This is a genomic window from Plantactinospora siamensis (assembly GCF_042434095.1).
In the GTDB taxonomy this organism is placed as follows: Bacteria; Actinomycetota; Actinomycetes; order Mycobacteriales; family Micromonosporaceae; genus KBS50.
The window spans coordinates 295,321-311,044 of record NZ_JBHLUE010000019.1 but is presented as its reverse complement, the minus strand read 5'-3'; the positions used below and the strand labels follow the sequence as shown (position 1 = coordinate 311,044).

Sequence of the window (15,724 nt, the reverse complement as noted above, 5' to 3'; positions counted from 1 at the left end):
GAGGGCCCCTGCGCGACCAGGCGCAAGTGCTACTGGAACTGCAACTGCCGGAAGGCCTGTTACGCCTGCGGCAGCTGCTAGACCGTTCCGCGAGGTCGGCGCGGCCGGCCCAGCGGAAAACCGGCCCAGCGCCACACCGCGGGGGCCGGGGCGGGTGAGCCCGTCCCGGCCCCCGTCCGCGTACCGCGGTGACCGGACCGCCGGACCGCCGGCCTCACACCACCCGGCGGGGCAAGCGGGCGATGCTCACCCCGAGCACCCGTTCCCCCGGTACCAGACCCCACATGCGGGAATCCTGGCTGCTCACACCGTCCCCGAGCACCACCACCGAGTCGGCCGGCACCCGGCCGTCCGGGAGGTCGCCGGCGACCGGGGCAACGGCGGGTGGTACCGGGTCGCCCGGCACCGCCACCGCCCGCTTGACCAGCCAGTCCCGGCCGCCGATCCGGTGCGTCGGCCTCGGCAGCCGCGCCCACCGCGCCCCGGGCATCGGTTGCTCGAGCACGACGATCTGGCCCCGCCGCACCCGGCGCAGCGGGCGGCGGAGCACCAGGACCCGGTCGCCCTCGTGCAGGGTCGGTTCCATGCTGCGGCCCTCCACGGTGATCGCCACCAGCCGGCGCCGGGCCAGCGCGGCCGCCCCGGCAAGCGCCAAGCCGCCGGCGACCATGGACCATCCAGCCACACTCATCGGGGCATCCTTTCGTCGGTGTGCCCGGGCAGGTTGAACCGCCCGGTGGGAAGGGGCAAGTCGGCCGTACGGGGAAACGCCGGGTGGCCCGCGCCGGGGCCGCGGGTGGCCGGCGGGCCGGCGAACGGCTGGAGCACGGCTACCAGCCGCTCGACGCGTTGCGTGAGTGGCCGTCCCGACCGGTACGCCTGGTGGAGCAGCGCCTGCAGGTTGGCCTGCTCGCTCCGCCACCACGGCGCGGCCGCGCCGCCGTCGGCGCGTCGCCGCTCCTCCCGGGCGCCGATGAGCGGAGCCGCGTCCCCGCCGCCGCGTTCCCCGGTCTGACACCTCGCCGAACCGGCGAGGCGACGGACGTACCAGGACAGCACACGGTACAGCGGCGCCTGAACGTCTTCACCGGGGTCGAGTTCCGCGGCATGGAGTCGTACCAGGTCCGGTACCCGGTACCGGGCAGGTCCCCGCTGCTCGATCAGCCGCAGCTCGAGCAACTGGTCCAACGCCCGATCGCCCTCGAAACGCGAGCCGCCGAGGGCGGCCACCGCGATCGCCGGGTGGACCGTCCGCAACGCCAGTGCGCCCAGCAGGCGCAGCAGCCGGCTGCCGTGGGTGAGCTGCTGGCAGCTGGCGGCCAGCGAGGCACGGATCGACAGTGAGTCGTGACAGAGCGCGTCGAGCCTCGTCCGCTCGTCGGCCAGTTGCTCCACCAGCGAGCGGATCGACCTGCCGGGACGACCGGCCGCCCGCGCCGCCACGATGCGCACCGCCAGCGGCAGACCGTCGCACAGCTCGACCAGCTGGTCGAGCTCGGGACGACAGGCAGGTTCCGGGCCGGTGAGTCGGGCGAACAGCCCGGCGCACACCGCCGGTGGGAGTGGGCCGACGTCCACGTGCGCGACCGGATCGAGCGCGGCCAGCATGCGCCGGCTGGTGATGATGACCAGGCTGCCGGTCCGGCCCGGCAACAGCCCGCGGACCTGGCCCTCGTCGAGGGCGTTATCCAGCACCAGGATCAGCCGCCGGCCGGCGGTCAAGGTACGAAGCCGGGCCGCCGCCTCCAGCGGGTCATCCAGATCGACGGGCCCGCCGCCACTGAGCGTGCGGAGCAGGCGCCGGAGCACGCAGATCGGCGTGACCGGCGCCGACCTGGGCTCGTTCGCGCCCAGGTCGACATAGAGCTGTCCGTCCGGATACCGCTCGGCCAGCCGGTGCGCGGCGTGCACGGCGAGGGCCGACTTGCCGACACCGGCGGGTCCGTGCAGGGCCACGACCGGCGCCGAGTTCCGGGCCGCGTCGTCGATCCGGTCCAGCTCGGCGGACCGCCCGAGCAGTGCGGAGACGTCCGGCGGGAGCTCCCGGGGGCACACCCTGACCGTGGTTGTCCCGGGGTCCGCGCCGGTGTGCTCGGCCCGCAGCCCCGGATCGTGGGCGAGCATCGCGGCCTGCAACCGGGTGAGCGCCGGCCCGGGCTCGACGCCCAGCTGGTCCACCAGCGTCCGGCGTACCTCGTTGAAGACCGCCAGGCCGGCGCCCGGGTTGCCGGCCCGGTACTGCGCCAGCATCAGCTGAGACCACAGCCGCTCTCGCAGCGGATGGGTCTTGGTCAGTTCTCGCAGCTCAGGAATCGCGGCCCGGTGGTCGCCCAGGCGTAACCGGCTCTCCATCCAGTCTTCCAGGAGGGTGACCCGCTGCTCGTCGAGGGCGTCCAGCCGGGCGCCCAGCGGGCCCGACCGGCGGATGTCCTCGGCGGCCGCGCCCCGCCACAGCGACAACGCCTGGCGGAACAGCGCCTCGGCCGCCGCCGTTCGCCCGTCGGCCAGTTCCTGCTGGGCGCGGCGGGCGAACCGCTCGTAGCGCAGGAAGTCCACCTCATCGGCATGCGCGGTGAGGAGATAGCCCGGCGGGCGGCTGAGCAGATGCTCCGTCTCACCATTGAGGACCGCCCGCAGGCGCGACGCGTACGTCCGGATGTTGGCCACGGCCGAGCGGGGCGGTTCGGCGCCCCACAACAGCTCCACCAGCCGATCGACCGGCACCACCCGCCCGACGTCCAGCAGCAGCGCGACCAGCAGGCTGCGCTGCTTGGCGGTACCGAGTTCCTGATCCGTCCCATCACGCCGCACGACAACCGGGCCGAGCAAACAAAATTGGCGACTCATGATCCGTCCCCCGTGGACAGCGATCTGCCTGCCGACAACGGCAGATCCGGCCGCACGACTAGGCGCCACTCGCGTACGAGGGAGGGGAAGCCGTCGGCCGGACCGCACCGCCTCGGGTTGCTCCCTGCAGCCTGTCGCGCTCACCTATGCGGGGGCTACGCGGCTGCTACGCTCGCTGCAAAAGGGATCAAGCAAGCCGATCCGGGGGACGACCGCGTGATCCGATGGCGAATCCTCGGCCCGATCGAGGTTTCGTCGGGCGACGATCTGAGATCTCTGTGCCGGCCGCAGCAGCGCGCGGTGCTGGCCTACCTCTTGCTCAACGCCAACCGCGTGGTCTCGACCCAGCAGCTCATCGACGCGTTGTGGCCGGGCGCGCCGCCGCCCACCGCTCGCACACAGGTACACGGCTGCGTGTCCCAGGTGCGCCGGGCGCTGCCCGGGGACGCGGCCGACCGGCTGCTGACCAGCCGTCCGGGTGGCTACCGGCTTGCGGTCCACGACGGCGAGCTGGACCTCGCCACGTTCACCGAGCGGGTGTGCCGGGCGCAGGAAACGGACTCGGCGGGCGCTGCGGACCAGCTCCGGGCCGCCCTCTCGCTGTGGCGGGGCGCACCCCTGACCGGCGCCACGGGCGCATTCGTGGCGGCCGCCGCGGCCAATCTGGAGGAGCAGCGGTTGGCCGCATGCGAGGACCTGGCGGAGGCGGAGCTGGCCCTCGGCCGGTACGCCACCGTGGCCACCGAGCTCCGCCCGCTGGTGAATGCGCATCCGCTGCGGGAACGACTGGCTGCGCAGCTCATCCTCGCCCTCGCCGGTAGCGGGCAGCAGACCGCGGCGCTGGCTCTGTACGGGGAGGTGCGGGCGCGGCTGGAGGAGGAGCTCGGGGTCGAGCCCGGACCATACCTGGCGGCCGCGCAGCTGCGCGTTCTTCGTCAGCAGATGCCGGCGGAACGAATGGCCGGCCCGATCCAGCGCCCGGCTCTCGACCGGTCGGCGCGCCCGCCGGCCGCACCGAGCCCGGAGCCGGCGGACCGGAGCATCCCCGCCCAGTTGCCGCCCGACACGGCCGGGTTCACCGGGCGGACGCGGCAGCTCGACCAGCTCGACGCCGTCCTGAGCCGGGTGCGAGCGAGCAGCCGGAGGATTGCGGTCATCTCCGGGACCGCCGGGGTGGGCAAGACCGCCCTGGCGGTGCGGTGGGCGCATGCCGCCGCCGACGCCTATCCGGACGGGCAGCTGTACCTCGACCTACAGGGCTATGCGCCCGGTCCACCGGTCTCTGCGGTGCGGGCGCTCGGCACGCTGCTGCGCTCGTTGGGTGTCTCTCCCGAGCGGGTGCCGCTGGACGTCGCCGAGGCCACCGGCCTGTATCGGTCGATGCTGGCCGGACGGCGCGTCCTGGCGCTGCTGGACAATGCCGGATCGGCGGAGCAGGTTCGCCCGCTGCTGCCGGCGAGCGACGGCTGCGCGGTCCTGGTCACCAGCCGTGACCGGCTCACCGGCCTGGTGGCCCGGGACGGCGCCCGCCCCGTCACGCTGGACGTCCTCACCCGGGCCGAGGCCCGCCGCCTGCTCGTCAACCTGGTCGGCGCGGACCGGGTACGAGCGGAGGCTGCCCAGGCCGACGAGCTCGCCAACCTCTGCGCCCACCTTCCATTGGCCCTGCGGGTTGCCGCCGCCAAGTTGGCCTACCAGCCGCGCCGCAGCATCACCGACCACGTGGCCGAGCTGCGCGGCGGCAACCGGCTCGCGGCGCTGTCCATCGAAGGCGACCAGCAGGCCGCGGTGCGGGCGGCCCTGGACCTGTCGTACCGCGCGGTGCAACCGGGAGCCCGCCGGCTGTTCCGGCTGCTGGGCGTGGTGCCCGGGCCGGACTTCACCGCCGGGACGGCCGCCGCGCTGATCGGCGCGACCGCCGACCGCGCCGGCCCGCTGCTGGACGAGCTCGCCGCCGCGCACCTGGTCGACGAGCATGCCCCGGGCCGGTTCAGCTTCCACGACCTGCTCCGGCATCATGCCCGGGACAAGGCCATGGGTGGCGTCGGAGGCGGGGCGGGCGAAGCCCGGGTCGCGCTACGGCGGCTGCTCAACTGGTATGTGCACGCCGTCGACCGCGCCGCGCAACTGCTCTATCACCAGATGGTCCGGCTTCCCGGTCCGACCGGGCAAGCGCCGCCCGCCCTCCCTGACTTCGCCGAGGCCATCGAGGCGCTGGCCTGGCTGGACGCCGAACGGCCGAATCTGATCGCCGCGGTGCACGACGCCGCTGGGCACGGGTTCGGGGAACCGGCCTGGCTGCTGGCCGACGGGATGCGCGGCTACCTGGCCCGGCGCGGCCACCTGGCCGACCTGCTCGCTGCCGCCGGGTGCGGGCTGTCCGCGGCCGAGGCCGCGGCAGACCCGTGCGCGCAGGCGGCGATGCACAACGGGTTGGCACAGGTCAACAACCTGCTCGGCCGGACCACCGAGGCGATCGAGCACCTACGGCGGGCAGGGGTGCTGAGCGACCGCGGCGGCTGGAGCCGGGGTAGCGCTGTCGCCGCTGGGAACCTGGGCATCATCTACCAGGAGATGGGCCGCCTGCCGGAGGCCATCGACCGGCACAAGTCCGGCATCGCGCTGCTCAGCGAGGACGCGCCGCAAACGGTACGGCTCACCTCCATGAACAATCTCGGCAACGCGTACCACTTCATGGGCCGCCTGTCCGAGTCGGTGGACACCCTGACGGCGGCGCTGGGGCTCGCCCGTGCGGCGCGGGCCCCGGCCAGCGAGGCGGTGGTCGTCGACTCGCTGGCCGCCGTGTACCACAGCCTGGGCCGGTACGCCGCAGCGCTCGACCTGTCCACACTGGCCCTGCGCCTGCAGCGGGAAAGCGGCAACCGGCACGAGGAGCCCAGGGCACTCAACAGGATCGCCGAGACGACGTTGGTGCTGGGGGAGCGCAACCGCGCGCTCGACCTCGCGCTCACCTCCCTCGCCCTGCTCCGCCGCCTGGGTGAGCGGGATTCGGCGGCGCAGATCCTGAACACCGTGGCGGACGCGCATCGCGCGCTCGGCCACTGGGTCGAGGCCATCGAATGGTACGAGCAGGCGCTGGCCGCGGCAGCGGAGGTGAACAACCGGTACCGCCGCACGGTGGCGTTGCTCGGGCTGGCCGCGTCGCATCGCCGGCTGGGCAACCACGAGCTGAGCCTCCACCATGCCCGCGACGCCCTGACGACCGCGGCTGAGTGCCACTTCGGGGTGCTGGAGGGCCGCGCCCTGACCGCGCTCGCCCGGGTCAACCTGCGCTGGGATCAGCCGCGGCAGGCCGTCCGGCACGCGCAGACCGCCCTGGAGAACCATCGCCGGACCGGCTACCGACTGGGCGAGGCGGGCACCCTGGTGGTGCTCGCCCGGTTGCATCCCGAGCACGGCGCGCACCGGCGGGAGGCTGTCAGGCTCTACGCCGAACTCGGCCTCGCGGTCCCGGCCGAGCTGGGGGAGGGGGCGGCCTGACCATCGCAGCCCTGCCGCGGCGCGGCACCAGCCGATCTCGACACGACGGGGTCGGTGCCCGCGCTCCGCGTCGTGACGGTCACCCGGTCGCCGGCCACGGTGACCTCGTCGCGATCGGCCCGGTCAGCCGCTGGGCTCGTCGAGCAGCGAGCGGGCATAGCTGACCGCGGGTCCGCCGTACACCCGCTGGACCTCGCCGATCGCGGCCTGCAGGTCCGGCATCGGCCAGTCGGCCGGTTCCAGCGGCTCGGGCAGGCGCGGACTGCTCAGCGTGTCGATCAGCGGGGCGCGCAGCAGTTCTGCGTACCGGCGCAGCCCGGCCGGCCCGGCCGGCGGGGTGCGGCCCTGCCGTACGGCGTCACGCAGCGTCGCAATGTGCCGCCGGTGCCGCGCGGCAAGCTCGTCCAGGGACCAGGCGTGCCGGGCCGCGCGAGCCGCCTCGGCGTCGGACATCGCCAGCCGCGCGGAATAGACCATGGCCTCGGCCGGCGGGTCGGCCAGCGGGGCGAGCAGGTGCGACCGGTCGGTCAGCGCGATCAGGACACCCTGTTGCAGGATCCCGTACCCGGTCATGACCGCCGCTCGGCGCAGCGCGTCACGGAACGCCCTACGCGACTCGGGCACCTGGTGCAGCAGGGCGTGGAAGGCGCCGGTCCACTCGGTCCGCGGCGGTTGGGCGGCGGTGCGGACCCGCTCGAATCCGCGAGCGGCGCTGCCGGCCAACCGGTAGTCGACCCCCCGGCCGCGCCGGGTGCCAACGAGCTGGCCGTCGTTGCGCATCCGCAGCAGCAGGGCGCGGGCGGCCGCCCGGCTGAGCCCGAGGTCACCGAGCAGCCGGGTGAGCAGCGCGCCGGGCAGCTCGGGCCGGCCGGTCACGCCGAACAGGAACGGGACCATGCCGGCGCCGCGGGCTTGGGCGGCGGTGACGGGACCCGATTCTGATGCTACGGTCTGGCTCACGTACGTGAGCATAATTGTCGCATCGGGGAGTCGACACATGACACGGTTCCGCACGCTCCTGCTCGAACTCGGCCCGACCATCCTGTTCAACATCGTGCTGCCGTATCTGACCTACTCCATGCTCACCGACCGGGGGACGGGCACGGTGGCGGCGCTCGCGATCAGCGCGGTCTGGCCGGTCGTCGAGATCCTCGGCGGCTACCTGGTCCGGCGCCGGATCGACGAGTTCGGCGTGCTCACCCTGATTTTGATCGTTCTCGGGATCGCCACCTCGGTGATCTTCGACAGCCCGCGACTGGCGCTGGTCAAGGAGTCCGCCATCACCGGGCTGTTCGGCCTGGTGCTGCTCGGCTCGCTGCTGGCGCCCCGGCCGCTGATGTTCTATTTCGGCCGCAAGTTCGCCACCGGCGGCTCGCCCGAGCGGATCGCCTGGTGGGACGGGCTCTGGCAGTATCCCGGCTTCCGGCACACCCAGCGGGTGCTGACCGTCGTCTGGGGGATCACCTTTCTGGTCGAGTCGGTCGTCCGGGTCGTGCTCAGCTATCAGCTGGCGATCGGAACGATGGTGATCGTCGGACCCGTGCTGGCGTACGTGGTCGTGGCGGCCCTGGTCACCTGGACCATCGTCTACGCCCGGCGCAGCCAGGCCCGGGCGGCGCGGGCGAACCCGGCCGCGGCCGGCCCGGACGGCTCGGCCACCCCGGACGCCACGGGGGATATCCCCGGTACGGATGCGGGTGAAAGCCGCCTTCTACCGAACACGTGACGCTCATAGCGTGAGGTGCGATGACGGGCAGCCGCAGGCGCAGCCCACGTTTGCTCACCAGGAGCCGCTCATGGCACAACGATTCCGCACCGCCCTGTTCGCCTCGATGATCGTCGGTTGCGTCACGGTCGCGACCGCCGCACCATCGTCCGCCTCCCCTCGCCGCATGCCGCAGGTCCAGGCGCACGCCGGCGGACCGGCTCGACTGACCCTGCCGAGGCCGACCGGGCCCTTTCCGGTGGGTACGGTCGACCTGCACCTGATCGACCCCTCCCGTACCGACCCGTGGACGGCCACCCCGGCCCACCGCGAGTTGATGGTCAGCCTCTGGTACCCGGCCACCGAGGTGCGCCGGTTCCCGCTGGCGCCGCACATGACGCCCGGCGCGGCGGCCCACTTCGGCAGCGCCGCCGGCGTCGGCGCCAGCCTGTACGGCATACCGCCGGGCTCGGTCGACTTCGCCGCCACCCGGACCAGCGGCCACCGGGGCGCGCCGGTGGCGCGGCGCGACCGACCGTTCCCGGTGCTGTTGTATTCCCCGGGTGCCGGCGACCCGCGCAGCTGGGGCACCACCGAGGTGCAGGACCTGGCCAGCCGCGGGTACGTGGTGGTGACCATCGACCACACCTACGAGACGTCCGAGGTGGAGTTCCCGGACGGTCGGGTCGTCGGCACCGTGGTGCCGGAGCTGTTCGAGCAGGCGCACACGCCAGACGGCTTCCAGAAGCTGGGGGCCAGGATATTCGACACGCGGATCGCGGACACCCGCTTCGTGCTCGACCAGCTGGCGGCGCTGGACCGGGGCACGAACCCGGACGCGGAGGGCAGAACGCTGCCCCGGGGCGTCGCCGGCGCGCTGGACCTGCGCCGCACGGGAATGCTCGGCGTCTCGGCGGGCGGCCTGACCGCTCTCCAGGCCATGAACGACGACCCACGCATCGATGCCGCGATCGACCTGGGCGGCAGCATCGAGACACCGATCATGCCCGACCCCATCGCGCTGTGGCCGGTGGCCCGGCACGGCCTGGATCGGCCGTTCATGTTCATGGGCGACCCCGGTACCGACCACCAGCAGACGCCGTCCTGGCGGATGCTGTGGGACAACAGCAGCGGATGGCACGTCGACCTGCGGCTCACCGGCGCGAAGAGCGAGGACTCCTACAAGGACACCGTGCCGTTGCTCCCGCAGATCGCCCGGCAGCTCGGCCTCCCGGACAGCTTCGTCACCGAGGCCATCGGCAGCATCCAACCGGGCCGGGCCGTCCGCACCGAGGAGACCCTGGTGGCCGCCTTCTTCGATCGGTGGCTGCGCGGCCGGGACGGTCACCTGCTGGACGGTCCGTCGCCACGACTGCGCGATGTCACCTTCGTTCCCTGACCCGGGAAGCCATTCCCGCCGGCCGGTGGCTTCGGCTGCCGGCCGGCGGCTGCCTCGGCGGCTGCTTCGGCTGCGGCCGGCGGGTTCGCCCGACGATGGGCCACCGTCAGCCGCCCAGGTGGCGGAGGACGGCCAGGACCCGGCGGTTGTCACCGTCCGAGGCGGGCAGCCCGAGCTTGCCGAAGATGTTCGCCACGTGCTTCTCCACCACGCCGGGGGTGATGACCAGAGCCGCCGCGATGCCGGCGTTGGACCGGCCCTCGGCCATCAACGAGAGCACCTCCCGCTCCCGTGGGGTCAGCGACGCCAGGCCGGCCGTGTCCCGTCCGGACCGCATGAGGTGGCCGACCACCTCCGGATCCAGCGCGGTGCCGCCGGCTGCCACCCGGGTCAGCGCGTCCACGAAGTCGGCGACGTCTGCCACGCGGTCCTTGAGCAGGTACCCGACCCCGCCGGGCCGGTCAGCGAGCAGGCGGGTCGCGTAGCGGGTCTCGACGTACTGGGAAAACATCAGCACGCCGACGCCGGGATGGTCGCGGCGGATGTCGATCGCGGCGCGGAGTCCCTCATCGGTGTGCGTCGGCGGCATCCGGATGTCGACCACGGCCGCGTCCGGCACGAAGGCGGCGACCGCCGACCGCAACGCGTCCGCGTCGGGGACCGCCGCGCAGACCTCGAAGTTCCGGTCGGCGAGCAGCCGGACCAGGCCCTCCCGCATCATCGCGGCGTCCTCCGCGATCACCACCCGCATGGGGTCGTCCCCTCCTCACACCCGTGTGGGCAGCTCGATCTCGACCCGGGTCGGACCACCGGCCGGACTGTGCACGCGCATCCGGCCGTCCACCACCGCGATCCGGCGGGCCAGACCGGTCAGGCCGGGGCCGTCCGGGTCGGCCCCGCCGGCGCCGTTGTCGGTGACGGTGAGCGTCAGCCGGTCGCCGGCGCCGACGACGCCGAGCCCGACGCGGGTCGCGTGGCTGTGCTTGGCCGCGTTCGCGAGCAGCTCGGCGGCGCAGAAGTAGGCGATGGTGTCGATCGCGGGCGCCGGGCGCTCGGGCAGCTCCACGGTCACCTCGACGGGCACCGCGCTGCTGGTGGCGAGCGTCGCCAGCGCGTCGCCGAGGCCGTTGTCGAGCACCGGCGGGTGGATCCCGCGGACCAGCTGGCGCAGGTCGGCGAGGGCGTCCTTCGCGCCGCGGTGGGCGAGCCCGACGAGTTCCCGGGCCTGGGCGAGATCCGGCGGTGGGCCGTCGACACCGAGCTTCTCGGTCGCCATGCCGAGGTTCATGGCCAGGGTGGCCAACCGGATCTGCGCGCCGTCGTGCAGGTCCCGTTCCAGCCGGCGCATCATCGTGGCCGCGTCGTCGATCGCCTGGGCGCGGCTGACCTGGAGTTCGCGTACCCGCTCGGCGAGCCGGCGCGGGCCGAGCAGCCACCGCATCGCGGCCACGTCCGCGGTCGTACCGGCGCGCATCACCCACGGCGCCACCAGGAGCATGGCCAGACCGGCCGCGGCGATTCCGAACGTGCCGGCGAACGTCCGCGCCTCGAGGGGGCCGAACGGCGTCAGCGCCCGCACCGGTCCCAGCCGGGTGCCGGGCGGGTGGTTGCGGAACAGCGGCCACCACAACGGGTAGCTGAGGTTGACCGGGCCGAACAGGTAGCAGAAGGCACCGTACCCCTGCGGAATCGCCAGCGGGACCTTGAGCAGCCCGTACCCGGCGGCGCGCCAGCCCGGCCCGTCGGCGACCAGCGCGCCGGCGGTCCGGGCTGGCGGGGCGGCCACGTCGGCGCCGAGGAGCCGCTGCGCGAGCCGGCGGTGCACGGACCCCATCGCCCGGCCGGTCGGCGCGGCCAGCGCCACCAGGAGCACGACGGTGAGCGGGAGGAGGATCAGGAACACCGGCGCGACGACCGGCGCGGGCTCCCGGGACGCCGCGCCGGTGGCCCGGAGGTAGAGGGCGCCCAGGCCCGGCACGATCGCCGGCGCCGCGAGGACGCCGACCGCGCTGAGGACGCCGAACACGCAGAACACCGCCCGGCGCAGGGCCACCGGGGTGAACGGGGCGCGCAGCGCGGTCATCGGCCCATTGTCGCCGCTCGGGCGCGGTTGTGGGGCACGGGTCGTCGGGGTGACCCGCGTCGTGGGTCGCGGCTCGCGGGTCACGAGTCGTGGGTCGCGGCTGGCGGTCACGCGTCGCGGCGGTTCAGCAGCGCGGCGCCGCAGAGGATGGCCACCGCCGCGTACCCGCACATCACCAGCGCGCTGATCCAGCCGGCGAACAGCCCCGCCATCGGCGAGGTGACGGCGATCGAGTTGAGCAGCATCAGCAGCGGTACGAACCGCCCCACCGCGATGCCGTTCTCGCCGAACAACCCGACCGCGAATGACGGTACGAAGATCAGGCCGAACAGGATGCCGATCGCGCCGCCGGAGTGCCGCACGACCGTCCCCACACCGACCCCGATCAGCGCGGTGGCGGCCAGATAGACGCCGGTCAGCAGCACCGCGCGCAGGTTCGCCGGGTCCGCCAGGGGAGCGGTCGGGATGGCCGTGCCGGCGATCGCCAGCTGCCCACCGAGATAGCCGGCGAAGCTGGCGGCCAGGCCGACGCCGAGCGCCAGGCCGGCGCACACCGCGGCCTTCGCCGCCAGGACGGTCCGCCGTCGCGGTACGGCGGCCAGCGTCGAACGGATCATCCCGGTGGCGTATTCGCCGGTCACCGTCAGCGCGCCGAGCGCGCCGAGCAGGAGTTGGCCCAGGATCGCCCCGCTGAGGCTGTTGTTCAGGATCTGGGCGGTGGTGGCGACCGGGGTGTGTGACCGGTAGCCGACTCCGACCCCCACTCCCGTCGCGCCCATCGCGACCACCGTCGCGGCCGTCAGCCACCAGGTCGACCGGACGCTGCGCAGCTTGATCCACTCCATCCGGGCCACCTGCCGGAATCCGTACCCGGTCATGACACTTCCGTTCCGCGGTAGTCGGTGGTCTGCGAGGTGAGCCGGAAGAACGCGTCCTCCAGGTTGTCGTGGCCGGCCGCCAGCTCGGCGACGGTGGTCTCGGCCAGCAGCCTGCCCTGGCCGATGATCAGGAGCCGGTCCGCCGTCAGCGCCATCTCGGCGATCAGGTGGCTGGACACGAACACCGTCCGGCCCTCGGCGGCGAGCCCCCGCAGCAGGTCCCGGATCCAGCGGATGCCCTCCGGATCCAGGCCGTTGACCGGCTCGTCGAGCAGCAGGACGCCGGGGTCGCCGAGCAGCGCCACCGCGACGCCGAGCCGTTGCCGCATGCCGAGCGAGTAGCTGCCGGCTCGCCGCTCGGCCACGCCGGACAGGCCGACGATCCGCAACACCTGCTCGACCCGGGGGGCCGGGACGTCGTTGCTCGCGGCCAGCGCGGTCAGGTGGGCGCGGCCACTGCGGCCGGGGTGGAAGGCCCCGGCGTCCAGCAGCGCGCCGACCGACCTCAGCGGCCAGCTCAGGTCCGCGTACGGCACCCCGCCGATCAGCGCCGCGCCGTGGTCCGGGGCGTCCAGGCCGAGGATCATCCGCATGGTCGTCGACTTGCCGGAGCCGTTCGGGCCGAGGAAGCCGGTCACCATTCCCGTTTGGATCCGGACGCTCAGCCCGTCCACGGCAATCCGGTCGCCGTAACGCTTGGTCAACTGCCGCAGTTCGATCACGCGAGCAACGCTAGGCGCCATCGTCGGCGCTCAGAAGGCGGAAATCATCCGACTCCGCCCGGTGGTTTTCCCCCGGGCGCGCTAGAACTCGATCCGCACCGGGTCGTCGCCGCCGTCCCTGACCGTGACGGTCACCCGGTCGCCGTCCACGACCACCTCGCCGCGGTCGGCCCGGACCGGCCGGTCGGTGGTGAACACCGCGACGTCCTCGCGCTGGGTGGGCCGCAGCACCACCGCCGAGTCGTCCCGGGACAGCAACTCGCAGCTCGTCTCGACCAGGGTGGCGACCGGCCGGGCCGGCTCGCCGCCCGCGGGGCCGAGCCGGACGCCCACCGGCAGCATCATCCCGGACCGCGCCGCCAGCCGCAGCCGGCGGCCGCCCAGCACCGGCCGGCCGGAGTCGGTGAGTCCGAACTCGATCGCCGTCGGCGCCACGTTGAGCAGGTGCAGCAGGCGCTGGCCGGACCGGTCGGCCGTGGCGGTCAGCACCAGGCCGGGCTGCTCGGCGTCGTGCCGCAGCCGGGGTCGCACGCCGAGCCGGTCCAGCGCCGCCCGCCAGAAGTCCAGCAGGCAGGGATGGTCGGCGGCGATCACCAGCGCCCGGCCGGCCCCGGCCGTCACCTCCACGGCACACGGCCGGCCCGAGCCGACCTCGGTGAGCACCGGCTCGCCGGCCCCCTCCAGCAGCTGGGCCCAGCCGACCCGGACCTCGGCCGGCCCGGTCGCCCATCCGTGCCCGATCACCGACGGGAAGTAATGGGCGCCGCCCTCCATCAGGTCGGTCGGGGTCACGCCGAGGGCGTCGGCCAGCAGCGTGCACGGCGTCCCGTCGTGGTCGCGGACCGGTAGCGGGCCGTGCAGCAGCAGCCGACCGCCGGACTCGACATGGTCCACCAGCCGCCGCTGCACGTCGGCGCCGAGGGTGGGCGCGGTGGCGACGGCCAGCACCCCCGGCGCGGTGCCGCCCGTCCAGGCGGCGTCGGCGCCGCCCGCCGGGGCGTCGGCGGTCGGGGCGTCGGCGGTCGGGGCGGCGTCGGCGGTCGGGGCGGCCAGGTCGATGGCCGGGAAGGAGAAGCCGCCGAGCAGCAGGGCCCGGGCCAGGATGTCCCGCGAGCCCATGCCGCGGAACCGTTCCAGCTCGGCGACCTGGTCGGCCCGGGCCGTCGAGGCCGGGTGCCGGTATTCGGTGAGGTAGTGGTCCGGCACGAAGCCCAGCGCCAGGTCGTCGTGCTCCTGGTCGCCGTCGGCCAGCAGGTCGGCGGCGGCGCGCAGCGCGGACAGCGCCCGCCGGGCGGCCGGGTACGTCGGGTTGAGCCGGCCCTCGGGGTTCACCGGGGCGGCGAAGCCGTGCCGCTCGCCGGTGAAGGCGATCCGGTCGTTGCCGTCGCCCACCGGCTCGGCCAGCGGCGGGTTGTGCCCGCCGGCGAACAGGTACAGGTTGAGCAGCCGGTTGCCCTGCGCCGCGCAGAGCCGGGCCTTGAGGTCGATGGCCTCGGGCGGGTAGCGGATCGACAGGTCCTCGCCGTAGTCGCCGTCACCGGCCTCGAACTCCAGGCAGGTGACGGGCTGGTCCGGGCCGAGCGAGGCGCTGAGGAAGGCGTTCGACACGTACAGGTCGGCCACGTTCGCGACGGTGAGGTCGCCCAGGTAGTAGTCCGAGCCCGCGGTCAGCTGCGGCTGGTCGCGGTACGCCTCGGCCAGCTGGCTGATTCCGATCGGGAACGTACGCCCCCGGCCGCCCCCGGTGCCGTGCACGTTGACCAGGAACGGCACCCCGGTCACCCCATGCCGCTCGGCGGCCGAGCGCAGCGCCGCGACGTACCGGCGGTACCGGTCCCGCATGTACCGGCCGAGGTCGTCGTGCAGGGTCAGCGACCGCTCCTCGGCCGGGGTGCGCAGCGCCGCGGCCCAGGCCGGCGCGTCGCCCGGGTCGGCGCCGACCCGGGCGGCCGCGGTCTGCCTGCCGTACCGCCGCACCGCCCAGGCGGCCAGGTCGGCGCAGAGCCCGTCGGTCAGGTCGGGCGAGTTGGTGACCCAGGACAGCATGCCGATCTCGTTGTCCAGCTGGACCGCCACCACCGGACCGCCACGCCCGGCGAGCCGCTCGGCCAGCACCGGCATCACCTCGGCATACCAAACCTCGGCCGCGGCCAGGAAGTCCGGCGCGAGATAGTCGAGGGTCCGGGTGGCGATCGGGGCGCCGTCCCAGGTGGACGGCAGCAGGTCCGGGTGCTCGTCGTACACCCGGAACGGGATGCCCTCGTTCTTGATCTCCGCCATGATGAACGGCCCGGGCCGGGCCACCGCGCGCAGTCCGCGCTCGTGGGCCAGGTCGAGGAAGCCGGCCAGGTCGCGGCGCTCGTCGGTACGCCCCGTCAGGTCGACCGAGCCGTCGGGCAGCTCGTGCCAGAGCCACGGCACGTACGTGGCCACGGTGTCGCCGCCGCACTCCACCAGCCGGTCCAGCCGGTCCGCCCAGTCCCGGCGGGCCAGCCGGAAGTAGTGCACCTCGCCGGCCAGCAGCAGCCGGGGCCGGCCGTCGATGAGGATCCGGCGGTCCCGGAGTAGTACCTCGGGCATATCGGGCAG

At 74.1% G+C, this 15,724-nt stretch carries 11 protein-coding genes; 3 read left to right on the top strand and 8 right to left on the bottom strand.

Translation table 11 applies throughout. The features are described 5' to 3' along the window. Window positions 1-214: 214 nt before the first annotated feature. Window positions 215-691, bottom strand: coding sequence for a S26 family signal peptidase (locus tag ACFFHU_RS23820; RefSeq protein ID WP_377342418.1), 477 nt, complete (start codon window positions 689-691; stop codon window positions 215-217). Beyond that, a complete protein-coding gene (locus ACFFHU_RS23815; RefSeq protein ID WP_377342417.1) occupies window positions 688-2,811 on the bottom strand; it encodes an AfsR/SARP family transcriptional regulator in 2,124 nt (707 codons plus the stop codon). Before ACFFHU_RS23815 ends, ACFFHU_RS23820 begins: the two co-directional genes overlap by 4 nt. Window positions 2,812-3,063: 252 nt before the next feature. Here ACFFHU_RS23815 and ACFFHU_RS23810 point away from each other — a divergent pair, with 252 nt between their 5' ends. Next, complete coding sequence (locus ACFFHU_RS23810; RefSeq protein ID WP_377342415.1) at window positions 3,064-6,348, top strand: AfsR/SARP family transcriptional regulator; 3,285 nt, start codon at window positions 3,064-3,066, stop codon at window positions 6,346-6,348. A 123-nt stretch (window positions 6,349-6,471) separates the two neighbouring features. On the opposite strand, the gene ACFFHU_RS23805 is transcribed toward ACFFHU_RS23810, so the two are convergent. Then, entirely contained in the window at window positions 6,472-7,308 is an 837-nt protein-coding gene (locus ACFFHU_RS23805; protein ID WP_377342413.1) for a hypothetical protein, read from the bottom strand. Window positions 7,309-7,345: 37 nt separating this feature from the next. On the opposite strand from ACFFHU_RS23805, the gene ACFFHU_RS23800 reads away from it, so the two are divergent. Beyond that, complete coding sequence (locus ACFFHU_RS23800; protein ID WP_377342411.1) at window positions 7,346-8,074, top strand: VC0807 family protein; 729 nt, start codon at window positions 7,346-7,348, stop codon at window positions 8,072-8,074. 70 nt (window positions 8,075-8,144) lie between these two features. Then, window positions 8,145-9,452 (top strand): alpha/beta hydrolase family protein, encoded by a 1,308-nt coding sequence (locus tag ACFFHU_RS23795; RefSeq protein ID WP_377342410.1) that lies wholly within the window; start codon window positions 8,145-8,147, stop codon window positions 9,450-9,452. A 106-nt stretch (window positions 9,453-9,558) separates the two neighbouring features. On the opposite strand, the gene ACFFHU_RS23790 is transcribed toward ACFFHU_RS23795, so the two are convergent. From ACFFHU_RS23790 to ACFFHU_RS23770, 5 genes are all read right to left on the bottom strand, one after another. After that, window positions 9,559-10,203 carry a LuxR C-terminal-related transcriptional regulator gene (locus ACFFHU_RS23790; RefSeq protein ID WP_377342407.1) on the bottom strand — a complete coding sequence of 215 codons (645 nt, stop codon included), beginning with the start codon at window positions 10,201-10,203 and terminating at the stop codon, window positions 9,559-9,561. A 15-nt stretch (window positions 10,204-10,218) separates the two neighbouring features. Next, a complete protein-coding gene (locus tag ACFFHU_RS23785) occupies window positions 10,219-11,535 on the bottom strand; it encodes a sensor histidine kinase (RefSeq protein WP_377342406.1) in 1,317 nt (438 codons plus the stop codon). A gap of 107 nt (window positions 11,536-11,642) precedes the next feature. Continuing rightward, window positions 11,643-12,413, bottom strand: a complete 771-nt coding sequence (locus ACFFHU_RS23780) for an ABC transporter permease (protein WP_377342403.1) — start codon at window positions 12,411-12,413, stop codon at window positions 11,643-11,645. Then, window positions 12,410-13,135: an ABC transporter ATP-binding protein gene (locus tag ACFFHU_RS23775; protein WP_377342400.1), complete on the bottom strand. Its 726-nt coding sequence runs from the start codon at window positions 13,133-13,135 to the stop codon at window positions 12,410-12,412. Before ACFFHU_RS23775 ends, ACFFHU_RS23780 begins: the two co-directional genes overlap by 4 nt. 81 nt (window positions 13,136-13,216) lie before the next feature. Continuing rightward, on the bottom strand, window positions 13,217-15,715 hold the full coding sequence (locus tag ACFFHU_RS23770) for a beta-galactosidase (protein ID WP_377342398.1): 2,499 nt from the start codon (window positions 15,713-15,715) through the stop codon (window positions 13,217-13,219). Window positions 15,716-15,724: the final 9 nt, after the last annotated feature.